The organism is Haliscomenobacter sp. (genome assembly GCF_965225875.1).
Lineage (GTDB): Bacteria > Bacteroidota > Bacteroidia > Chitinophagales > Saprospiraceae > Haliscomenobacter.
On record NZ_CBDDBS010000002.1, the window covers coordinates 1857834 to 1880599 of the forward strand.

At 47.2% G+C, this 22766-nt stretch carries 24 protein-coding genes; 15 read left to right on the forward strand and 9 right to left on the reverse strand.

Features of this window, described 5'->3' with window-relative positions:
* Window positions 1–87: 87 nt before the first annotated feature.
* On the reverse strand, window positions 88–2499 hold the full coding sequence (locus tag ACO08K_RS10135) for an outer membrane beta-barrel protein (RefSeq protein ID WP_421796281.1): 2412 nt from the start codon (window positions 2497–2499) through the stop codon (window positions 88–90).
* A gap of 433 nt (window positions 2500–2932) precedes the next feature.
* Here ACO08K_RS10135 and ACO08K_RS10140 point away from each other — a divergent pair, with 433 nt between their 5' ends.
* Window positions 2933–3505 carry a YdcF family protein gene (locus tag ACO08K_RS10140; protein WP_421796282.1) on the forward strand — a complete coding sequence of 191 codons (573 nt, stop codon included), beginning with the start codon at window positions 2933–2935 and terminating at the stop codon, window positions 3503–3505.
* Window positions 3506–3566: 61 nt separating this feature from the next.
* Window positions 3567–4112, forward strand: coding sequence for a hypothetical protein (locus tag ACO08K_RS10145; RefSeq protein ID WP_421796283.1), 546 nt, complete (start codon window positions 3567–3569; stop codon window positions 4110–4112).
* Here ACO08K_RS10145 and ACO08K_RS10150 read toward each other — a convergent pair whose 3' ends face one another.
* Window positions 4113–4463: a DUF86 domain-containing protein gene (locus tag ACO08K_RS10150; RefSeq protein ID WP_421796284.1), complete on the reverse strand. Its 351-nt coding sequence runs from the start codon at window positions 4461–4463 to the stop codon at window positions 4113–4115.
* The gene (locus ACO08K_RS10155; RefSeq protein WP_421796285.1) at window positions 4453–4746 is read right to left on the reverse strand and encodes a nucleotidyltransferase family protein; all 294 of its coding nucleotides are present in this window, start codon (window positions 4744–4746) and stop codon (window positions 4453–4455) included. Before ACO08K_RS10155 ends, ACO08K_RS10150 begins: the two co-directional genes overlap by 11 nt.
* Window positions 4747–4947: 201 nt before the next feature.
* Between ACO08K_RS10155 and ACO08K_RS10160 the strand changes: the two genes are divergently transcribed.
* The 7 genes from ACO08K_RS10160 to ACO08K_RS10190 all read left to right on the forward strand — a co-directional run bounded on the left by ACO08K_RS10160 (window position 4948) and on the right by ACO08K_RS10190 (window position 9738).
* A complete protein-coding gene (locus tag ACO08K_RS10160) occupies window positions 4948–5208 on the forward strand; it encodes a helix-turn-helix transcriptional regulator (protein ID WP_421796286.1) in 261 nt (86 codons plus the stop codon).
* Window positions 5209–5228: 20 nt separating this feature from the next.
* The gene (locus ACO08K_RS10165; RefSeq protein ID WP_421796287.1) at window positions 5229–6353 is read left to right on the forward strand and encodes a P1 family peptidase; all 1125 of its coding nucleotides are present in this window, start codon (window positions 5229–5231) and stop codon (window positions 6351–6353) included.
* Between the two features lie 180 nt (window positions 6354–6533).
* Entirely contained in the window at window positions 6534–6839 is a 306-nt protein-coding gene (locus ACO08K_RS10170; RefSeq protein WP_421796288.1) for a DUF1330 domain-containing protein, read from the forward strand.
* Between the two features lie 50 nt (window positions 6840–6889).
* A complete protein-coding gene (locus tag ACO08K_RS10175) occupies window positions 6890–7798 on the forward strand; it encodes a TonB-dependent receptor plug domain-containing protein (RefSeq protein ID WP_421796289.1) in 909 nt (302 codons plus the stop codon).
* Window positions 7795–8946: a TonB-dependent receptor domain-containing protein gene (locus tag ACO08K_RS10180; protein ID WP_421796290.1), complete on the forward strand. Its 1152-nt coding sequence runs from the start codon at window positions 7795–7797 to the stop codon at window positions 8944–8946. The genes ACO08K_RS10175 and ACO08K_RS10180 overlap by 4 nt, the downstream gene beginning before the upstream one ends.
* A 94-nt stretch (window positions 8947–9040) precedes the next feature.
* Window positions 9041–9475: a hypothetical protein gene (locus ACO08K_RS10185; RefSeq protein WP_421796291.1), complete on the forward strand. Its 435-nt coding sequence runs from the start codon at window positions 9041–9043 to the stop codon at window positions 9473–9475.
* A 47-nt stretch (window positions 9476–9522) separates the two neighbouring features.
* On the forward strand, window positions 9523–9738 hold the full coding sequence (locus ACO08K_RS10190) for a DUF4177 domain-containing protein (protein WP_421796292.1): 216 nt from the start codon (window positions 9523–9525) through the stop codon (window positions 9736–9738).
* Window positions 9739–9809: 71 nt separating this feature from the next.
* Here ACO08K_RS10190 and ACO08K_RS10195 read toward each other — a convergent pair whose 3' ends face one another.
* Complete coding sequence (locus tag ACO08K_RS10195) at window positions 9810–10385, reverse strand: DUF3109 family protein (RefSeq protein ID WP_421796293.1); 576 nt, start codon at window positions 10383–10385, stop codon at window positions 9810–9812.
* Window positions 10386–10747: 362 nt separating this feature from the next.
* Here ACO08K_RS10195 and ACO08K_RS10200 point away from each other — a divergent pair, with 362 nt between their 5' ends.
* Window positions 10748–12067, forward strand: a complete 1320-nt coding sequence (locus ACO08K_RS10200) for a citrate (Si)-synthase (protein ID WP_421796294.1) — start codon at window positions 10748–10750, stop codon at window positions 12065–12067.
* A 156-nt stretch (window positions 12068–12223) separates the two neighbouring features.
* Window positions 12224–12607, forward strand: coding sequence for a glycine cleavage system protein GcvH (gene gcvH, locus ACO08K_RS10205; RefSeq protein WP_421796295.1), 384 nt, complete (start codon window positions 12224–12226; stop codon window positions 12605–12607).
* Between the two features lie 99 nt (window positions 12608–12706).
* Here gcvH and ACO08K_RS10210 read toward each other — a convergent pair whose 3' ends face one another.
* The 5 genes from ACO08K_RS10210 to lpxK all read right to left on the reverse strand — a co-directional run bounded on the left by ACO08K_RS10210 (window position 12707) and on the right by lpxK (window position 18048).
* Entirely contained in the window at window positions 12707–13546 is an 840-nt protein-coding gene (locus tag ACO08K_RS10210; RefSeq protein ID WP_421796296.1) for a DUF4349 domain-containing protein, read from the reverse strand.
* Window positions 13547–13773: 227 nt separating this feature from the next.
* On the reverse strand, window positions 13774–14391 hold the full coding sequence (locus tag ACO08K_RS10215; protein ID WP_421796297.1) for an RNA polymerase sigma factor: 618 nt from the start codon (window positions 14389–14391) through the stop codon (window positions 13774–13776).
* Window positions 14379–15506, reverse strand: a complete 1128-nt coding sequence (locus ACO08K_RS10220) for a glycosyltransferase (protein ID WP_421796298.1) — start codon at window positions 15504–15506, stop codon at window positions 14379–14381. The genes ACO08K_RS10215 and ACO08K_RS10220 overlap by 13 nt, the downstream gene beginning before the upstream one ends.
* Window positions 15507–15509: 3 nt before the next feature.
* Window positions 15510–16826 carry a 1-acyl-sn-glycerol-3-phosphate acyltransferase gene (locus ACO08K_RS10225; protein ID WP_421796299.1) on the reverse strand — a complete coding sequence of 439 codons (1317 nt, stop codon included), beginning with the start codon at window positions 16824–16826 and terminating at the stop codon, window positions 15510–15512.
* 154 nt (window positions 16827–16980) lie between these two features.
* Window positions 16981–18048 carry a tetraacyldisaccharide 4'-kinase gene (gene lpxK, locus ACO08K_RS10230; protein ID WP_421796300.1) on the reverse strand — a complete coding sequence of 356 codons (1068 nt, stop codon included), beginning with the start codon at window positions 18046–18048 and terminating at the stop codon, window positions 16981–16983.
* 201 nt (window positions 18049–18249) lie between these two features.
* On the opposite strand from lpxK, the gene ACO08K_RS10235 reads away from it, so the two are divergent.
* The 4 genes from ACO08K_RS10235 (at window position 18250) to ACO08K_RS10250 (ending at window position 22694) form a co-directional block, all read left to right on the forward strand.
* Window positions 18250–19908, forward strand: a complete 1659-nt coding sequence (locus tag ACO08K_RS10235; protein ID WP_421796301.1) for a M1 family metallopeptidase — start codon at window positions 18250–18252, stop codon at window positions 19906–19908.
* Between the two features lie 12 nt (window positions 19909–19920).
* Complete coding sequence (locus tag ACO08K_RS10240) at window positions 19921–20973, forward strand: sugar phosphate isomerase/epimerase family protein (protein WP_373551125.1); 1053 nt, start codon at window positions 19921–19923, stop codon at window positions 20971–20973.
* A 67-nt stretch (window positions 20974–21040) separates the two neighbouring features.
* A complete protein-coding gene (locus ACO08K_RS10245; protein WP_421796302.1) occupies window positions 21041–21622 on the forward strand; it encodes a Crp/Fnr family transcriptional regulator in 582 nt (193 codons plus the stop codon).
* Between the two features lie 103 nt (window positions 21623–21725).
* Entirely contained in the window at window positions 21726–22694 is a 969-nt protein-coding gene (locus ACO08K_RS10250; protein WP_421796303.1) for a zinc-binding alcohol dehydrogenase family protein, read from the forward strand.
* Window positions 22695–22766 lie beyond the last annotated feature (72 nt).

Below are 22766 nucleotides of genomic sequence, written 5' to 3' on the forward strand. Positions count from 1 at the left end.
TTTGGATGGTTAAACGTGGAATTATGCGCACTTATTACCAAGGCATTCTGGGTCATGACCTTTAATTTTATCACATCAACCTTCTGGTCAAAACTTCCAACTGTACCCCACCCGGAAAGCCTGCGTTTCGTAATAATCCGTCGTCGTGTAAGAGAAACCACTGCCCGTAATCGTTTTTTGAATCCGCAGGGTATTCAATACATCCGTTCCATTCAAAAACAATTCGCCCTTGCCATCCTGGATCGTTTTTTTCAAACCCAGGTTTACCGAAAAGCGGGCCGCGATTCTGCCCTGCGGGATGATGTCTGGTGCGAGGTAAATACTGGTCACTTGCAGGTCGAGTTGTTTGGGGAATTTGAAAGCGAGGTTCAATTTGGCATTACCGGCCGTGTAGGTCGTTTTTGCTGCGGAAAATACCGAGGGTACGGGGTATTTGTTTTCTATCGTAAATGCATCGATGACGTTGCGGTACACGTTCAGGTTGGCGTTGAAGGAAAACCACTTGCTCACGGACTGTTGTACAATCCATTCCAGTCCCGTATTGTAACTCAGTCCCGCGTTTTGGTAAATGTTGTAGATGATGTTGCTGCCCGGCACGATGGTACCTATGCGGATTTTGGTGCCATCGACGATGCGGTGGTACAAGGCTGAATACCAGTAACCCTTGGCCCAGGAAGTTCGATAACCCAACTCGATGGTATTCGTGAACTGCGGTTTTAGGGCCGGGTTGCCCACTTTCAAAATCTCGGGTTCATCGTATTTGGGAAAAATGCGGATGTCTCCTTCGTCAGGCCGGTCGACTCGGCGATTGTAAAAGAGGGATAGTTTGTGGTTCGCTTTCAGGTTGTAACTCAGGCGTACGCTGGGAAAGGGCTGGATGTAGTTGTAGCCGTCACTTTTGTAGGTATTGTGCTCGGGGTTTACGGCATATTTCAGTTGGACGTACTCTACCCGCAACCCTGCTTCCACTTCAAAATTGTGGCGCTCATAAATGTAATTGCTGTACAGAGCGGGAATGGTTTCGCCGTAATTGGCCCAGCCGGCCGCATTGGTATCCAGCGGTGAATTGATCCCCGGGAAAAAGCGCATATTGGTGGGGATGTAGCGGCGGCGGAATTTGAAACCAGCCTCTACCCTACCGTGTTTCAAGGGTTTGACGTAATCCAGATTCAGGTCAGAAACATTTTCGTCAGCAATCAATTTAAAGGTGTCTCGGCCGGTAAAAGTTGGATTGATGTTGGTCAGGAAGTATTTTTCGTCCTCCCGGTGAAAGGTGTAATTGAAACTGAGATTGAGCAAATGCCCGGCCTGTTTGAACTTGTGCTGATACACCGCCGAACCTGTAAAAGCCGTATTGTATTCATCTTCGTGGAACTGCCACAGGCGGCGGCGTTCGGATAAATTCTGATTGAAATAAGGAATATCGCCATCATCCAATACATGTTCGCTACTGTACAGACCGGAAATCGTGAGGGCATCATTGGCACTGATGGCATAATCGATACCTGCTTTAGCGGCAATATTGGTGGTGGTGCGGTTGCGCTGTACCTGTTGCCTGACCACCTCACCATCTTCGTAAAAACGGGTGGTGAATTCGTTGCGGTTCAAGGTTTTGTCCAAGAGCCAATCGCTTTGTAAGAAGGTGTTGAGTTTTTTGCGGCGGTAATTGAGGGCTACCGAGGGATTAAATTTAGGGGTAACCTGGTATTGTGTACGGATTCCCGGCAAGCTTTCTGCTTTGGGCCACAAGGCGCCCAGGCCAGTCATTACACCAATTTTTCCATTCCAGCCTTCCTCCTGGTTCTTTTTGTAAATGATGTTGATGATGCCAGCGTTGCCATTGGCATCGTATTTGGAGGAAGGGTTGTTGATGATTTCGATTTTTTCAATGGCGGAGGCGGGGATGTTGTCCAGGCCTTTTTGGTTGCCAAAACCCGTCAGGGCGGTTTGTTTGCCGTCGATCAGGATGGTGACTTTGTCGCTGCCGCGCAGTTGTACTTTGCCGTCGTTGTCGGTGGTGATACCGGGAAGGTTTTTCATGGCTTGCAGCACCGAACCACCACTTTGGCTGAGGTTGTCACTCAGGGAAAAGGTCTTTTTGTCCATGCGGCTATTGACCTCGTCTTGCTGGCCGCTGACGACTATTTCGCCAAGTTGCACGGCGTCTTCCTGGAGCTCAAGGATGCCCAGGTCCAGGAAAGCACTCAACTTACCTACTTCCACCCTTTGGATGCTGCGACGGTAGCCGATTAGCGACAACTCCAAAACATAAGTGCCACTGCTGAGCTCGGCCACACTAAATCGCCCTTCTTCATTGCTGATGGTGCCTGTGATCAAACTGCTGTCTTGCGGGGATTTAAAAACGACATTGACAAAGGAGAGTGGGGCTTTGGTGGAAGCGTCTTTCAATAAACCGGAAATGGTGACTTTGGGGTTTTGGGCGACAAGAAAAATGGGGAGAAAAAATAGCGCAAAAAAGTATGGTTTTAACCCGAGCATATAGGCATGATTTGTGCTGAATGATCGGGGCAAGTTAAGGGAAAATAGTGGATACTTGGGTTGGCTTTTTGCCTGTTATAGGGTTTGGATGCACTATTAGACATTTTTTGCGCCACCAAGGCGCGAAGGCACAAAGCACTATTGGTTCGCAGTTTTTCTGCATAGGAACTAGAAATAAAGTGAGCAATATGACTAGTATTTCATTTTACAAAATGGTGCTTATTTGAGCTTTTCGAAAGTCTGAAACTTTCGAAAAGAGGTTCCCAAATGGTGCTTAAATCTCAAACCTAAGACGCCTTTTCGAAAGTTTCAGACTTTCGAAAAGCTCTTTAACGTAGGCTATTCAACAGTAACCATCAACCTAACTCTAAATTTGCAAATCCCAAAATACGGGCTACATTTGAACAACACTTTATCACCTTTGCCAAATCAAATGAACAAACCCATCCTCCGCTACACCAAGTACAGCCTCTTCCTTTTGCTGCTCTGGATATTCCTACACCTCAGTATAACCATCGTCGACGGCTTATGGGATCACCAGCAATCTGCCGACCTCGGCGTCATCATGGGCAATAAGGTCAACGAAGATGGAACCCTCTCCACCCGCCTGGCCAAACGAGTCGATTGTGGCCTAAAACTGTACCAACAAGGTCGGGTAAAACGACTCCTCGTCAGTGGCGGCCTAGGCAAAGAAGGCCATTACGAGGGGGATAAAATGCGGGATTATTTGCTCAAAAATGGGGTGCCGGATAGCCTCATCATAGTGGACAACCAAGGAAACAATACCACCTTATCGGTTGTCAATACGCTCGGTTTACAGGATTCTTTGCGGTTCAAAAGTGTCATTGTGGTTTCGCAATACTTCCATTTGACGAGGAGTAAGATGTTGTTTCGGAAAAAGGGATTTAAGGCAGTGAGTGGGGTGAGTCCCTGGTATTTTGAGTGGCGGGATGTGTATGCGCTGGGACGGGAGATGGTGGGGTATTATCGGCAGGTGGTGAATTGAATCCAATGTAACTTTTACTTAAAATTATCGTAAGATACTTTCTATAAAAGACTTAAAGGGTATGAATCTGTGTAAAGAAGAATTTAAGATTGAAAATCACAAGCATAAGTTTGCAGTTTGGGCTGCGGGCCGGGCTGCTAGTGTTTTGGGACAACGGTTTAAAGTTGAACTGGCAAAGGAGTTGATTGATGGTATAGAATTGAAGAGATATATTGATTATCCAGGTAGTTTGCCTGATAATTTTGACGAGGAGCACAATGCATGGTGTGAAAAATTAATTGCGCAATCTGATAAGAAAATCTCTTATGGTGTAGCTGCAAAACTCATCAATGTCTACCTCAAAACTATTTTTGTCTGCGGCGGCTATCATGAGCACGAAAAAGTCAAAAAGATTCACCCGCCAATTGATAGGCTACTTTTCAAAGGACTTGCCCTATGTAATGTAGGTGAATTAAAAGATTTTTGGAAACAACACCTTGACAAAGGTAATGGCTGGTCTCAATTTGACAAAAGCACATATATAAAAGTCATCGAAAAAATCAAAGAATGTACTGCTAGTGATTCTGGTCTCTATACTATTGAACATTTTTGGGTTGGGCATCAGTAATTACGAACCAATCTCGGAAAGCACATGCTCCAAACCTCCCTTTAAAACTGGTAGATTCACTGTGATAATATCCCAAATGCTTTTATCATCAACTCCAAAATATTCATGAATCAGCACATTCCGCAAACCAATTATTTGACGCCAGGGTACCTGAGATGAGGTCTGCTTTAGTTCTTCAGAAACCCGATTGGCCGCCTCTCCGATAATTCCTAACTGCCTAATACAGGCGTCCAGGCGCATGTTGTCTTGCTGAAATTGTTCAAACGTGATTTTTTGAATGTAGGATTCAATGGTCTTGATGGCTTTGAGTATATGCTCTATCCGCCCCTTATCCCCAAATTTATCTGGCATAAAGCAACTCTTTTTCCTGATGAATAAGAGGGCCAATAAACTCAGAAAGCCCCCTAGCAGAAACCAAATCCACTTCTCTACCCAGTAAATCCTCAAGATCCAATTTCATGCCTACAAACTCCAGCCCGACTGGTTGAGTATAGTCCAATTCGACCAAAATGTCTACATCACTTTTTTCCTCGGCCTCACCACGTACGTAAGAGCCAAACAAGTAAGCTTTCAAAACTGGTTTGTTTTGAAAATAGTCCCGGATTGTTTGTACTTGTTGGTCGTTGAGGTACATATTTTACATTTGGATTGGATAAAATTATGTTTTTTAGCGGAACTGAACAAGTATTTTACCATTTATGACTTTGTGACTATAAGGCCCAAATAAATTGGAAGGCTCGCCAAATTGTTTTCAACTTTAACCCAAAAGCCATATTTTTGGCAACCACCTTATTTTCGTTATTTTCAACAACATCAAATAACCACTCCTAATAACATGAATCAAACCTCACAAATAAGACCCGTCAAAAAATTTGGACCTGGCTATTTCATTCACGAACAACTAGAACTACGCGAATGGGGCCGGGAAGAATTCGCAGAAGTTACTGCATTTTCACAAAAGCACATCAATGAGTTGTTGAACAACGAAAAAAGCATTAGTCTTGATACGGCCAGGATTCTTGGCGAAATTTTTAATACCTCAGCCCAGTATTGGTTGAATTTAGACCATGAATACCACATCTGGTTGCGACAATAACCCAACGAATTCAAATTCTGATGCGCAAACTATTTACCACTCTTTTTGTCTTCAGCCTCCTCACCATGTCCCAAGCCCAAACCCGCGCCCGCGCCCTTGGCCTCCGCGTCGGCGTACTCCCCACTGGCCGCCACAACGCCATTACTGATGTTGGCAATGTCCAGGTCGGTCACCATACCCTGCGCGAAGGTCAAAACATCCGTACGGGAGTCACGGTGATTGTACCGGATACGGGCAATTTGTTTCAAAACAAAATTCCCGCCGCAATCTTTGTTGCCAATGGGTTTGGCAAACTGGCGGGCAGCACCCAGGTGCAAGAGTTGGGCAACCTCGAAACGCCCATTGCCCTAACCAATACGCTCAATGTATCCACCGCCATAGATGCCCTCATCGAATACACCCTGAACCAGCCCGGCAATGAAAAAGCCCAGTCGGTCAATGCGTTGGTTGGCGAAACCAACGACGGCTACCTCAACGACATCCGGGGGCGACACCTTCGCAAGGAGCACGTCTGGGAAGCCTTGAAAAATGCCAAATCCGGACCGGTGGCCGAAGGTTGTGTGGGCGCAGGGACAGGCACCGTTTGTTTCAATTTTAAAGGAGGGATTGGCACAGCCTCGCGGAAATTCCCAGCCGAATTGGGTGGATACACCCTCGGCGTGCTGGTGCAAACCAATTTCGGCGGCGTCCTGGAAATCAACGGTGCCCCGGTAGGCAAAGAACTGAAACAATACTATCTCAGCGAATACTTCAAGGACAAAGCCGACGGCTCCTGCATGATCGTGGTGGCCACCGATGCACCACTGGATAGCCGCAATCTGGAGCGCCTGGCCAAACGTGCTTTTTTAGGCCTGGGCAAAACGGGGGGCATTGCTTCCAATGGCAGCGGCGACTACGTCATTGCTTTTAGCACCGCTCCTGAAACGAGGGTCAAACACGACTCCAAGGACCTCACTCAAACACAGACCGTATTGCGCAACGACGCCATGTCCGGCCTGTTCATGGCCGCCATCGAAGCCACCGAAGAAGCCATCCTCAATTCGCTATTCATGGCCACCACCACCGAGGGCAAGGATGGGCATAAAATTGAGGCCATACCATTGGATAAGGTGTTGCCGATTTTGAAAAAATACAATATAAAATAACTATCAGCAGTCAGCTTCGGTGTGTCTTAAGTGCCTGAGGTTTCTTAGGTGGTGGAAAAAGAAAAAACCTGCGAAGCAGGATATTATTTCACCACCTAAGAAACCTCAGGCACTTAAGACACACGAAGGGAAGTCTGGTAAAAGCTAATAGCTGATTGCTAATATCTAAAAAAAGCTACCATGCTCTACATCACCCAACTCATCTACCTCAAACCCGGCCAGGAGGCCATTTTTGACGAATTCGAAGCCATTGCGCTTCCCGGCATTCCTCGTTACAACGGGCGTTTGTTGTTCCGCTTACGGCCGGGAAATACAGCAGATTTTATCGAATTGCACATGGAACAACCCTATGAAATTCATTTAGTGGAATTTGATTCCGAGTTGGACTTTAAAGGCTACATGCAGGATGAAACCCGCAAGCAGTTTTTGCACCTGAAAGAGCAGTCCATTCAATCGGCTGTATTGATTAAGGGTGAAAAGTTGTAAACAAAGTCTGCTATCTTTGTTACCGCTCAATCACCCACAATTCAAACACCATGCGCTGCTACCTCCTACTGCTTTTTTTAAGCCTGCATTTTTCTCTTTTTGCTCAAGAACAAACTCCTCAAGACACCCTACGCACCCTAGATATTGCGCCCATCACCGTGAGCGCTTCCCGCTTTGAGGCGCAATACAACCGCTTGCCTTTTGCCATCAGTGTGCTGAACAAAAGCCAAATTCAACGGGCCCAGGCACAATTGTCCCTCAATGAATCACTTGTGGCCGTTCCGGGTGTTTTCACCCTCAATCCGGATAACTTTTCGCAGGATTTGCGCATTTCCATTCGTGGATTTGGCGCACGCGCAGCCTTCGGCATTCGGGGTATTCGGTTGTTTGTGGATGGCTTGCCCGAATCTACCCCCGATGGGCAGGCCGATGTAGACAACGTGGATGCAGGAGCCTTGCAAAGGATGGAACTGTTACGCGGTGCTTCAGCTGGTTTATACGGCAATGCTTCTGGTGGAGTACTCAATTTTTCTACGGAAGAACCCAGCCAAAAGGCTTTCGCCGAAAGCCAGGCCATTTTAGGTAGTTTTGGATTCCAGCGCTATCAGCTAAAAACGGGTTTTAAGGTGGGTAAACTGGGGGTATTTGCCAGCGCTTCGCAAAACCGCATGGAAGGTTACCGCGCCCAAAGTGCCATGCAACAAACCACCCTGAACCTCAAGCTGCGTTACCAGTTGAGTGACAACACCCGGCTTTCTCTGCTGGTGAATTACGGCAAGAGCCCTTACGCCGAGGATGCCGGTGGCCTCACCAGCGAACAAGTCAGCGCCGACCGTCGCCAGGCACGGGCCGCCAATGTACAATTTAATGCCGGAGAAGAAGTAGCTCAAGGACGGGTAGGGCTCGTTTTTGAAAAGCAGTTTTCTGCAAACATAGCCTTACAGCCCGGACTTTTTTGACCAACCGGGATTTTGCCAATCGTTTGGCCTTCCAGGGTGGTGGCTGGGTAGAATTCCAGCGGAGTTTTGGCGGAGTGGGCGTCACCTATGCCTACACCAGCGGCCCGTACCGCTCACAAGTGGGCCTGGAGTGGAATGATCAACAGGATGACCGCCAGCGCTACAACAACGACAATGGCAAAAGAGGCAATCAAACTTTTGATCAAATTGAAAAATTCCGCAGCACCGGGGCTTTTTGGTTGAATGAATTGACGCTGGGAAAAAAACTGACCCTCACTGCTGCAACGCGTTATGATGCCCTGCGCCTCAGCTCCGATGATGCATTCTTGACCGATGGCAATCAAAGCGGGGAACAAAATTTTGACCGCTTCAATCCCAGTGTTGGTGCCGTTTTTGTAGCCAACAATTGGGCGAATGTTTATGCCAATGTGGCCAGCAATTTTGAAACCCCTACCCTCACCGAGTTATCTGCTAACCCCAGCAATTTGGGTGGCTTCAATCCCGATTTAAAACCGCAACGTTCGCTGAATTACGAACTGGGCAGCAAGTTCCTGATCAACGAGCGCCTGGGGCTCGACCTTGCCCTTTTTCAAATCAATTTACAAGACGAATTGGTACCTTACCAACTGGCGACTGCTCCGGGGCGTACTTTTTTCCGCAATGCGGGTAAATCGCTCCGCAAGGGAATCGAGGCTGCGCTCAATTTGCGCCTGGAGGAAGGTCTATACCTGACCCTCAACTACACTTATTCAGACTTCAGTTACGAAGATTACACCGCCAATGGCACCAGTTTTGCTGGCAATGCCCAACCGGCAGTGCCCAAACATCATTTGTTCAGCATTTTGCAGTGGGCGCATCGCTCCGGCTTTTTTATTGCGGCTCAGGCGCGTAGCATCAGCAAAGTGTTTGTAAATGATGCGAATAGTGCTACTGCCGCAGGGTCTACTTTGGCATCGATGCGGGTAGGGCATGCTTTCCAATTGGGCAAACAATGGCGCATTGAACCCTTTGCAGGCATCAATAATATTTTTGGAACGGAGTACACCGGGAATATTTTGCTCAATGCTGTAGGGAACCGTTTTTATGAGCCGGGGGTTGCTCAAGCCAGTTATTATGGTGGGCTAAAGTTGAGTTGGAAGAAAAACTAAACTAGCTTAACTTGGACTGAAGCAAAACAAAACTTGGATGCGGCAAGTGACTACAAAACGGAATGACTCACATTTAACCATTAATTCATTGATAATGTCAAGCAGATTTACCCTTTTGGCCTTTTTCATGTTCCTCCTATTGAGTGCTTGTAATGCCCAAAAGCCAGACGGTACCCCAACCGTAGGTGGTGATAGAGACAAGCATGGCTGCATTGGTTCAGCAGGTTACCAATGGTCGGAATTGCGGAGCGAATGCATCCGCCTTTTTGAAGCAGGGATCCGCCTCGATCCCCAAGCCAAGGATTTGAACCAGACCACTTCCGCTTTTATCGTTTTTAAGTCGATGGACGAAGATGCCAAGGTCGAGCTTTTTCTACCAGGCGAAAAAGCGGTGCTGTTGCCCAAAGTAGGCAAGGGTGATGCAGGCACCTGGAAAAGCAAAAAATACGTGCTGAAGCAGTGGCGAGGGATGTATTCTTTGGAGAACAGCAGCAAAAAACTGTTGTACCAGGGAGCGGCTGTAAAGTAGGGCTTATTGATTTTAAACCATTCTTAATCCATAACTTAAAACACAAAATGAAAGAGTACAAACTCGAATCACTCATTTATTATTCCAAACTATCGCTGGATAAAGAACATATCCTGAAAGATTCAACAAGTGATATTCAAGCCAAATTGGACGAATATGCACAAAAAGGCTACAGGTTGGTTTCAACGGATGCGACTGATTTTGGATTTGCGGTATACTTTTACCTGTACTTTGAAAAAGACATTGCTGAAGAGTATTTGTAAATAAAAGTGTCACCATTACAACTGGACGAACCGTTTAAACGTCCAGTTGTAAGTATTTTGATAGCCAGTCCTTATTCCTCCAAAACCTTCGCCGCTTCACACAGCTCCTCGTAAAAATCTTCCCCGTACTTTCGGATCAGCGCATCTTTTAAAAAGACATAAACGGGTACTTTTTCCTTTTTGCCCAAAGTACAGGCTGCCGAACAGATGTGCCAGCGCTCATAATTCAGGCCTTCAAATCCGGCCACTTCCGACTTGGCCCGGATTGGGTACAAATGACAGGAAATCGGTTTTAAAAAGTGAGTTGCCCCGGCCTGGTGTGCCAATTCAATGCCACACTTCGCAATACCATTGATGTCGTAGGTAAGGTAAGCACAGGCTGCGCCATTGACCAGAGGTGTACCGTAGCCTCCCATTTCTTCAAAATAGGTGTATTTGCCCTGCGCTTCAATCGCAGCCCGGCCATCGCTGGTCAAAAAATCCTTGATGGAGTCGTAGATTTCATCCAGAATGGGCAATTCAGCCTTTTCCAGGGGTGCACCAAAGTCCCCTTCCCAGCAACAGGCGCCCTTACAAGCATCCAAATCACAAATGAAATGCTCTTGTACTATTTCGTCACTAATCAATACATCGTTTACAACCAACATGCTAGCAGCTTAAATGAGCAACAAAACTAAAAAAGAAGCGGCAAGGAGACACAGATCATCTAAAAAAACCAATTTATTATTGCATTTTTACGGAAACAGCCGCCTTTAGCCAACCCTGGAACGTTTAAGGCGTTTTAATTTCGATTTCGGGTCAGGTAAAGACGCGCGCCGTGCGTCTGTATTTGGGAAATAAATTGCGGCAGCATCGGAAATCCTTGCCAAATTGTTTTTATTTGGCGGAATGAATGTAATATTTTTGCGGCCTGAAATACTGGCACAGAATATCTGCAAAGGTAATTACCCCAACTAAGTACACTGTACCAAGCAAGCGAATAACATTACTAACCATAACACTTACTTGAATGGATACCCTCAAGAAAAAATTCTACGAGAAATCCAGCGCACTCAAAGTCGAAATCAAATCCTTGCTCAAGGAGCACAGCGAATTGATGGTGGATGACGTAAACCTCGGACAGATTTATGGCGGTGCCCGCGACATCAAAATGATGGTTTGGGAAACCTCCGAATTGGACGCAATGGAAGGTATCCGCTTTCGGAATATGTCGATTCCGGAATTGAAAGCACAACTCCCCAAAGGTAAAGACGGCAAAGAACCACTGCCCGAAGCATTGTTTTGGTTGATGTTGGTTGGTGAAGTACCCACACAGGCTGAAGCTGATTGGTTGACCGCAGAATGGCGCAGACGTAGTGCAGTACCCGCTCACGTGTTTACAACCCTGGATTCCCTACCGGCGAATACCCACGCCATGACCCAGTTCTCGATCGCCATCAACGCCATGCAAACGGAAAGCGTTTTTGCGGCCCGTTACGATGAAGGGATGCCTAAAGATGAATACTGGGATGCGACGTATGAGGACACGATGAACCTCATCGCTCGTTTGCCCCAGGTTGCTGCATACATCTACCGCCGCACCTATGCAGGTGGAAACCATATTGCTCCCAGCACTACCGAAGACTGGTCGGGCAACTACGCGCACATGCTGGGTTTTGAAAACGAAGAGTTCAAGGCCCTGATGCGTTTGTACCTGACCATTCACGCCGACCACGAAGGTGGTAATGCCTCAGCGCACACCACCCACCTCGTTGGTTCTACCCTCAGCGATCCTTACCTGACTTTTGCAGCAGGCATGAACGCACTGGCTGGCCCATTGCACGGCCTGGCCAACCAGGAAGTGATCAAGTGGATCTTTGACATGTTGGATGAGTTGGGCACTACTGCACCAAGCAAAGAGCAAATTGCCGATTACGTACACGCCACCTTGTCCAAGGGCCAAGTCGTTCCAGGTTATGGGCACGCGGTATTGCGTCGCCCGGATCCACGTTTTATGGCTCAAATGGAGTTTGCCAAAGAATACATCAGCCACGACGATGTGGTCGAAGTAGTTTGGAAGGTATTCGACGTAGTGCCCGGCATTTTGAGTAGCCTGGGTAAAGTCAAAAACCCCTGGCCAAACGTGGATGCCCACTCTGGTGCGCTACTGGTGCACTATGGCCTGAAAGAATACGGGTATTACACGGTATTGTTCGGGGTTTCCCGCGCCTTGGGTGTACTGGCCGCATTGTGCTGGTCGCGTGCCCTGGGATTCCCGCTGGAACGTCCAAAATCGGTGACAACTGAATGGGTAAAACAATTCCTGGCTGAGCAAAAGGCCAAAGCATAATTTAGGTTGAGGAGTTGAGGAGTTGAGAAGTTGAGGCTACCGCAAGCGATTTTGACCTAGACCTTGTCTAAGTTACTCGCGGTAGCCTCAACTTCTCAGCTTCTCAACCTCTCAACTAACCAAAGAAACCAATTTTAAACTCTCAACGATTCAGACATGAATTTTCCTCAAGACTTGCGTTATACATCCGAGCACGAATGGGTACGCGTAACGGAAGGCAATATTGCCACCATTGGCATCACTGATTTTGCTCAGGGCGAATTGGGCGATATTGTTTATGTAGACATTGACAGCATAGGCAATCAGCTGAATGCAAACGAAGTGTTCGGCTCAGTTGAAGCGGTAAAAACCGTTTCTGACCTGTTCATGCCCGTAGATGGTAAGGTGTTGGAAGTGAACGCCGCCCTGGATGGCTCGCCCGATTTGGTCAATACTGATCCTTATGGTGAAGGCTGGATCATCAAAGTAGAAATCAGCGATCCTTCGCAATTGGAAGGATTGATGGACGCTGCTGCTTATGAAAGTAGTGTAGCGGGATAGTTGAATATTTTGGCTTTGCGCAGAACTCCCCGAAAGTTTAGAACTTTCGGGGAGTCCAGTTGAAGATTCGTGGGTATAATCAGACTACACCCTTGTAACTCACTCTTGCACCTTATTTTTCAATTTTCTCCGAATATAGCGTTGTAAAAAGTACCCTGTTACAAGCAAAATAAGAATGGTTGACCAATTGGCGACCAATCCAAATAAGAGGGAAACAAAATTATCCCATCCTTGTAAAAAAGCCCTTCCAAAGTGCCGGTCATTTCTAGCCAGAGTAGGCATTTTCTGATAAAACTGTACATCCAAAGTCGAATAATCCACCCGATTGTTGAGGTAGCGCAATCGCCCTTCAACGGCTTCAATTTCAGCTCTTAATTCCCCGATTTGTTCTTCAATTTCCAGAATTTCTGAAACCTTGTTGGCCCGTTTGAGGAGTTCCTGGTACCGCTGTTCAAGTTGTTTTTTGGTTTTTAAGCGTGCCTCAGCATCCACAAATTCCTCGGTCACATCAGTGGCTTCGATGGATTTTGTATCAAAACGTTTGACCCCTTCACTAACAGCTTTTATCAGTTTGTCAAAATTACGGGAAGGTACCCGAATGGTCAGGTGTTGGACGATCCGGTCGTATTGGTTCGAGGTTGATTCGTTACTCAAAAAAGCCTCGTTGCTTTGGGCGGCCTGACGAACCAGTTGATAGGTAGTTTCAAGGTTGGATGTCTCAAATTCCAGCGTCCCCGTTTTGATGAGTTTGGGTTCAAGCGGAGTGCCGACTTCATTTTCGCCTGGAGGAGGTGGTTGTGTAAATTGAACATACTTCTCAGTCTGAGGAGCAGCTGAATCTTCTGCATCACCATTTTCAAAATTGCTTGAACCACTCTGGCAAGCGCTTAATAAAAAACTGCATAGCAATAAGCCACACCATAGGGATAAGGTACGCATAATCAGGGATTTTTAGTTACCATAACAGATGCTAAGGTAGGCTAAAATGGTGTGCCCTGAGTGGTAGAATTTCGGATTTCGGGATTTCGGATTTCGGGGTAGCGCTGCTTCTACCATGTTGAAGTGTGAAAAACAGTAGCATCCCAAATTTGAAATACTAAGTTTTTACACACAACAATAGTAGAAGCAGCACCCCACCGAAATACCCAATCCGATATCCGAAATCCTCAATACGCTGCCGCTTCTGGCTGACAAAGCATGTCGTGAAGGATTTCCCGGGCCCGGTGCAATTGTGCTTTTACGGTGCCCAATGGGATTTGTAGCTCGTCGGCAATTTCAGCGTAGGTTAGATTTTCGTAATAACGCAGTTCCAACATCATTTGATAGCGCTCGCTGAGCTGAGCGATCAAATTGCGGAGCAGGTGTCTTTTTTGTAAACTGATGAGGCTTTCCTCGGGGTTCAAAGTTTTGGAGCGAACGTTTTCTGAAAATCGCCCTTCAAATTCTTCACACATCCGGGCGTCGATCGAAAGCGTCTGCAAACGACGTTTGCGCTGGTGGTCAATGCAGTGATTGATGGCGATGCGTTGTAGCCAGGTGCCAAAAGCAAAATGAGGGCGGTACCTTTCGAGATTGCTAAAAGCTTTGCCAAAGGACTCCATTGCCAGGTCTTCTGCATCGACCCGGTTGGGGACGATTTTTTGGATGGCCCGCATCAAGCTGCCTTGATGCCGTTCTACCAAAATGCTGTAGGCGCGTTGATTGCCATTTACAGCGAGTTCAACCAGGCTGTGGTCGTCTTTGCCCCGGCGACGGGCGGTGTTGTTTTGTGCTAGTGTTTCCATGATGTTCGTGGGTTGCCGATTATCAAAACCGGCGCAAACACGAAGTAGTAGAAAAGATAAATCAGGTCTAAAGGAAGCATCCAGGGCCAGAGAGAAAGCGCTTTCAAGCGGCTTAAGATGGGTCTGCTTACCATTGCTACTACCGTGGCTCGCGCCAGGTAAAAAATCAAAACAATGCTCCAATGACCCGAGTATAAGCCCCAAGCCAAACCTCCGACGTAGTGGAAGAAATGGCTGGCTGACAACATGCCCAACACCATCTGATGCAATGGTTTGTAGCGGGTGCCAGTGGTCAAATGGCGCGTTTTTTGATGGTAGTAGCCTCCCCAAGTCATTTTGGGGATGGTAAAAACAAAACTTTCTGAAGCCAATTGCACTGCCGTGTTTTTCCCGGTCGCTACAGCGTTGACAAATAAATCATCGTCACCTGAAGCGAGATCCAAATGTGTAGAAAAACCTTGTTGTTGTTGATAGAGTGATTTGTGGTAAATCAAATTCCTGCCAACGCCCATATAAGGCATACCCACGATGGAAAAAGAGAAATACTGAATGGCAGTGTAAATGGCCTCAAAGCGGATGAAACGATTAAGAAAACCGTTTCGATATTCATACGGACTATAGCCTAGTCCAATTAAAACCTCATCTTTAATCAAAGACTGCATGTGCCGGATCCAATGGGGGGAGGATGGGTAGCAGTCTGCGTCACTCAACAAAAGCAAATCGTATTTTGCGGCTGCAATCCCCACCTGTAAAGCGTGCTTTTTTCCAGGTGGATGTTGCTCTGCTATCGTAACGGGATGTAAGATCGAATATTTTTTTTGAAACGCCAACAAAATTTTTTCAGTTTCATCAACAGAATTGTCATTTACCACCACAACCTCAAAGAAAGGGTAGTCTTGGGCGAGAAAACGGTCAAGATATTTGCTCAAATTGTCCGCTTCGTTACATCCGCAAATGACGACGGAGATGGGGGGAAGTTGATCATCCGAAAGATTTAGCTCACCCAAAGGGGGTGTTGAAGAGTACGTCCCCAACCTTAAAAAAACCAGCAACCAAAACAACAACTGCACTATCGTTGCTCCGATAAACACAATTGCAAGGATGCCGGACACCATTTATTATTGAATTTGATGCAAAAATGTCTCCAATTGTAAAGCGAGCGCTTTTCTTTCCTGGGCTAATTTATGTTTGATCGGCCCCATTTTATTCAATTTTACAAAGGAAAAACCATTCTCCATGTAACCTCGATTGAAACTGGCGATTCTACCCGCTACAGCAATGGCGAGCAAATAGATCCAACTCAAAGTTGTACTCGTAAACGCTTCCACCAATAAAGATTGCAGCAGGTAAAAAATGGGCAAAGCCAATAGGCCAAGGCAGAGTTCCACCGTTGTTTTGTAGCCAATGTGCAAATCCAATTTGCGAACAGCAAAACGACACAAAGCGATCAGCGGCCAATGGTTAAGCCAGGCGAAAGCCCAAACGGGAGCCAAGATCCAAAATTTCAATTGTTTGCGCAGGCGAGCCGAACGCCCGATTTGCTGCAAAAATACCGCACCCGAACGCACCTGGGTCGATTTAAGCGCCTGTGCATAATTTTTTACTTGTAAAACAAAGCTATCGTAAGCCTCTGGATGCTCAATGGCATAATTGCGCAAGTGGAGCAACAGGGCTTTACTGCGTTGAAAAAAAGCGGGTAGTGGCAAAGGAGCCTCATCGCGCAGTATGTCCTCCAACACGTACAACAATTGATCTTCCTCCTCGTCTTTGACATTGAGGAGCAAGTCCTGCATGCGTTTTTCCAGTAATGCCGTCAGATTGCGTACGGTGCTCTGATGGTCGTGAGTATTGGCCTCTGCAAAATCCTGGAGCGTGATGGGTTCACCAGCCTGGATCAACATTTCACTGCCAAACTGCTCCCGGTCACCATAATAAGTATAACCTAGTGGAAGGATGTGCAAGCCCAATTGAAAGTCCTGTTGCATTTCTGCGCTCAGGCTGATGCGGGCAGTACCCGTTTTAAGAGGCAACAAGTTGCGCTCCAGCTCATTCCCCCCATCGGGGGCAATGAATAGATTTCTGCCTGCCAATAAGTGATCGATGGCCTGTCGGAAAGAATCATCATTGTTGACTGGACCTCCATTGTTGTCCTTCCGCCGTTCGAGGGGGATACAAAATAAAAAGCGCAGAATCTTGCCCACCCAATCGGGTTTGAACAATCGGGCCATGGCCAGAAAATACACGGGTTGATTGACCCAAAGTGCACCATTCAGGGCATCCATAAGGGTATTGGGGTGGTTGCCCGTAATGATGGTAGGACCACTTATCTTCAGTTTTCTTTTTCCAGAAAATGCGATTCGTGGATAATACGCATGGACAACCAGCTTAATCAAGGCTTTCAATACGGTATAAACAATGCGTTGCAAAAGGCTCACGACGTAGGGATTTGGGTAAAAATACACTCTTAGTATGACGCAAAAAATTACTTCCCGATTTTTTTTGAGGCTTTTGAATAGGAAGCTCACTTGAAATGAACCGTTCGACTCCCTATTCAAAACCCAAATCGGGAAGTTAATTTTTCTGCGTTAGTCAAACTTTAAAATTGAGCAAATAATTTTGAATCATTTGATCAAACTGAGGTCCTTCATTGAATAAAAATTCCACCTCAATGGGTAATACAAAGATGGGCAAATCCTCTTTGTGAATGTATTCACGGTGAGCTTCCAGTCGCATCGCATCTTTTTCAGTGGTCAGAATCAATTTGTTCGGTGACTTGATGCGCAGGAATTGTGCACGAATTTCCAACAAGTCATCCGCTGAAAAATTGTGGTGATCCGTGTATTCCTGGCTGGTTACAGTAGCTACAATCGGGTTCAGGTAAGACAACAAATAGTCCGTTCCCGCAATGGCGCTCAACAATTGCAAATCGGTATCCTTATCCAGGATTTTTTTGTACCCTGGGTTAAAAATGTAATATGGATCGCCATAAGTGTATTGGGTAAAAAAGACTTTTTGATGCGCCAGCGGCTTTAACTTTTCGAGCATTTGATGTTTTTGCTCGATGGTTAAATTGGGGGGGCATTTGCTTACGATCAATACGTCGGCCCGGCGGTAGGCAGAACGCCATTCGCGCAATCGACCAGAAGGCATCAGAAAGTCTTCAAAAAATGGCCGGGCGTACTCGGTCAACATGATGTTCAGTCCAGGGATTACTGCACGGTGTTGGAATGCGTCGTCGAGCAAAATGGCTTGCAATGCGGGGTGGCGACCTACCATTTGAGGAATACCATATGCTCGATTTTCACAAACCGAAACGGCAATGTCCGGGAATTTACGCCGAAACTGCAGAGGTTCGTCTCCCACATCACTGGCGCTGTGATCAGCTTCCACATCCAGGTAGCCAGAAGTAGTGCGTTTGTAGCCCCGACTCAGCGTACCCACTTCGATGTAATCGTGCAGCAAGCGCAAGAGGTATTCAATGTGTGGAGTTTTGCCAGCTCCACCAACGGATAAATTACCAACCGAAATAACGGGCAGATTGAACTTAACCGAACGAATCAGTCCGGAATTGTAAAAACTGTTGCGTACACTGATGCCAATTCCATACAAGAGGGACAATGGTGCGAGCAGGAGTTTGACGATGATGTTGTCGAGCATGAGCTATTTTCCAAATACTTGATGTGCAGGGATTTGAAAGTCGGCCAGAACGGGGGCTGCCGAGCAGATATCGCTGTCGCTGCAAGTCGTTGCTGAACAAAAATACTTCTTTCGCTTAAAAAACGTATTTTTGTATAGAACAGTTTCGATCACCACGAATATTTGGTCGACAACTTTTGCTCTATCGGCTAATCCAAAAACATGAATCACATTAAATTCTTTTTCATCAGCATCACCCTGCTGGTTTATTCTGCTATTTCCGCCCAAACCCCCATCCTCGACTCCGGCGGCCCACTCAGCCCTGAACAAGCCGCCTACGACGTCACTTTTTACGACCTCAGTGTGAGCATCAAGCCCGAAACCCGTGAAATTGACGGGCAAGTCATCGTTCGCGCCAAGGTCGTTCATCCGATGAATCAATTGGTGCTGGATTTGGACACCCTGTTGAACGTTCAGGAAATCTGGGATTTATCCAATCCAAAGAAGCCGATTGCTGCGCCCTTTGTCCGCAAAGTTGGCCAAATATGGATCGACCTAGGCTTTACCCGCCAGGCGGGCGAACAAGTCCAGGTGCGCATCCTTTATGGCGGCAAACCCCGCGTGGCCGCCCGTGCTCCCTGGGATGGTGGCTTCACCTGGGCGACTACCAAATCCGGCGCCCCCTGGATTACCACCACTTGCCAGGGCGAAGGTGCTGACCTCTGGTGGCCCTGCAAAGACCACGTATCCGATGAGCCCGATTCCATGGCCTTCAATGTGCGAGTCCCTGAACCCCTGGTAGCTGCCTGCAATGGCCGTTTGCGCAGCACCATCAAACACAAAGACGGTACCCAAACCTTTCACTGGTACATTTCTACCCCCATCAACATTTACAACGTAGCGCTCAACCTTGCACCTTACCGTAGCATCGAAGGCCCCTACAAAAGTGTGACGGGAGAAACTTTCCCGGTGGTGTTTTATGTGCTGCCCGATGATTATGAGAAAGGGAAAAAACTCTTTACCGAGATTTTTGAGCACATCAAGTTTTACGAAAAAATGCTGGGCCCCTACCCTTTCCGCGTCGACAAATACGGCGTTGCTCAAACCCCACACCTGGGAATGGAACACCAAAGCATCATCGCTTATGGTGCCAACTTCAACAATGGCAGCATGACCGGGGGCAAAGACTGGGGCTTCGACGCCCTGCACCACCACGAATTTGGCCATGAATGGTGGGGCAACCTGGTCACCAATTACGACTGGAAAGACATGTGGATTCACGAAGGTTTTTGTACTTACATGCAAGCCTTGTACATGGAGGAGTTGAAAGGAATCAAGGGTTACCACGATTACATGAATGCTTCGCGGCGTTTTCCCAATAATCTGGCGGTGGCACCACTAGCTTCGCAAAGTTCCAAACAGATTTACCGCGCACCCATTTACACCAAAGGTGCTTGGATTTTGCACGCCCTGCGTGCTGTCATCGGCAAGGAAGCACTGCTCAAATCGATGCGTCGCTTGTGCTACGATACGCCTGAAGCGGAAAAAATCAAGGATGGCCGCCAGTGTCACTTTGTAACCACTGCCGATTTTCAATTGATATGCGAGCAGGAAAGTGGCAAAGCCCTGGGTTGGTTTTTTGATGTTTACCTCCGCCAGCCACAATTGCCCAAGCTGGTTTCCAAAGTGGAGGGCCAACAAATCAGCCTGCACTGGGAAACACCCCAGAATTTGCCCTTCTCTTTCCCCGTTGAGATAAAAATTAATGGAAAAATTCAGCGCCTTGATTTGGGTAAAGAAACCATTACCTTATCTTTCAACCCGGGAGACAAACCCGAAGTAGACCCCGATCGCTGGGGACTTTATGACATTGCAAAATAACCTATAGCAGACATGAAAACGATACAAGGACCCGCCATTTTTCTGGCGCAGTTCATGGGCGATGAAGCCCCATTCAATAGCCTGGACAGCGTATGCCAGTGGGCTGCAGGCCTGGGCTACGAAGGCATTCAAATTCCAACCTGGGATAGCCGTCTGATCGACCTCAAAAAAGCCGCCGAAAGCAAAAGCTACTGCGATGAGTTGGTGGGCAAAATTGACGATTATGGCTTGTCCATCACTGAATTGTCGACGCACCTGCAAGGACAATTGGTCGCAGTACACCCCGCTTACGATGCCATGTTTGATGGTTTTGCCCCCGCCGAAGTGCATGGCAATCCCAAAGCTCGTACCGAATGGGCAGTACAGCAATTGAAATGGGGCGCACAGGCGAGCAAAAACCTGGGTTTGACCTCACACGTCACTTTCTCTGGTGCCTTGTTGTGGCCATTTTTGTACCCTTGGCCGCAGCGTCCGGCAGGACTGGTTGAAACGGGCTTCAAAGAATTGGCGGCGCGTTGGAAGCCAATTCTGGATGTGTTTGAAGACAACGGGGTGGATGCTTGTTACGAGTTGCACCCAGGAGAAGACCTGCACGATGGGGTAACTTTCGAGATGTTTGTAGACTACCTCGGCGGCCACCCACGCGCCAATATCAACTACGACCCTAGCCACTTTGTGCTACAGTGTCTGGATTACGTAGCCTTTATCGACCTTTACCACGACCGCATCAAGGCCTTCCACGTAAAGGATGCCGAGTTTAACCCAAGTGGTTCTCAAGGGGTATACAGCGGCTTCCAGGGCTGGGTAAACCGCGCAGGCCGCTTCCGCTCCCTGGGCGACGGCCAGGTAGACTTTGGGGCGATCTTCAGCAAATTGTCGCAGTACGATTACGATGGCTGGGCGGTACTGGAATGGGAATGTTGCATCAAGAGCCCGGAACAAGGGGCAGAGGAAGGTGCACAATTCATTGCCGACCACATCATTCAGGTGACAGAGAAGGCATTTGATGATTTTGCTGGTGCAGGATCGGATGAGGCCTTTAACCGGAAGGTGTTGGGGATTTAGGCACAACTCTTTTGAGTAAACATAACTAACGACTGATCAATTGATTGGTCGTTAGTTATTCCATGTTATGAACACAGCTCAATTAATCGACTATTTCAGCAAGTACCTCCCGCTTAAACCTCAGGAAACTGAGGCCTTGATCAGCCGTGTTAAAGAACGACGGATCAAACGCAGACAATTCATCCTTCAAGAAAACGACGTTTGTCAACACATCACTTTTGTCCTTTCAGGCTGTTTTAAGATGTATGGTGTGGATGCTAAGGGTAAGGAACACAACCTTCAGTTTGCCGCAGAAAATGACTGGATCGTCGACTTTGCCAGCCTGTACAAAGAAAAACCGAGCAAACTCTACATCGAAGCCATTGAACCCTCGGTAATCCTCCAAATCTTCCGGGACGACCTTTATTACTTGTACGACAATCACACCGTTTTTAACCGGAATTTCCGCATCATGGTGGAAAACAAATACATCGAACTGCAAAACAGGGTATTGCAAAACATCAGCTCAACTGGACAAGAGCGTTACGAAGCTTTTTTAGAGCAGTATCCGGTGCTGTCGAATCGTTTGCCCAATACCCAAATTGCCTCTTATCTGGGCATTACACCGGAGTTTTTGAGCAAAATAAGGGCGGACAGAAAACTCAAATAGCCCTTTTCCTTAAACTACATTAAGCCTTTTTCTTAAGATTGTTTATGGGTTGAACTCCTGTAAGCCTTGCACCTTTGTTGCACAAATAGCACAAAATTTCACCATGAAAGCAGCTGTTTTGTATACCCCTGGCGGAGCCGAAAACTTCCAAATACAGGAAGTCCCCATCCCCACTCCCGAAGAAGGTCAAGTCCTGATCCGGATAAAAGCTCTTGGCTTGAATCGCTCAGAACTGATGACCCGCAAAGGTTATTCGCCCAATGTGCAGTTTCCGCGGGTACTGGGCATCGAATGTGTTGGCGAAATAGAGTTTGACCCATCCGGAGAATACCCCAAAGGTCAAAAGGTGGCCGCCATGATGGGCGGCATGGGCCGGGATTACGATGGAAGTTACGCGGAATACACGGTTTTGCCCAAAACCATTCTTTATCCTGTTCAAAGTGATTTGTCCTGGGAAATGCTGGGGGCAATTCCCGAAATGTTCCAAACGGTGTACGGCTCTTTGCACCTGGCTTTAAACATCCAAAAGGGGGAAACTTTGCTGATCCGTGGCGCAACTTCATCCGTAGGTATGCTCGCCACCCAACTGGCAAAACACCAGGGTTTGACCATCATCGCCAGTACCCGCAATCCCGCAAAATCCCAAACTCTTTACGAAAATGGTGCAACTCATGTTTTGATCGACGATGGTCAACTAAGGAATAAAGTACGTGACCTTTTCCCATTGGGTGTACACAAGGTTTTGGAATTGGTAGGTGCCGAGACCCTCCAGGATTCACTGCAATGCAACCGACCAGGTGGAATGACTTGTATGACCGGAATGCTTTCTGAAAAATGGTCAATCCCCAATTTTGCACCAATGGAGTTTATTCCGGCCACAGTGCAGTTGACCATTTTTGACAGTGGCCAAATGCGTTGCGCCACCCAATCCTTTCAGGAATTCATCCAATTGGTTGAAAGTGGGGAAATCAAATTAAAGGTGAACAAGGTCTTTTCCCTCGATCAAATTGTGGCCGCCCACCAGTACATGGAAAGCAATCAAGCTACGGGGAAGATTGTGGTGTTGACTTGAGTTACTGCAATTTCTCAAAATAAACCTACTGGCAAATGAAAGTCAGTTTTGAAAACAGCTTTCCAAAAGGCC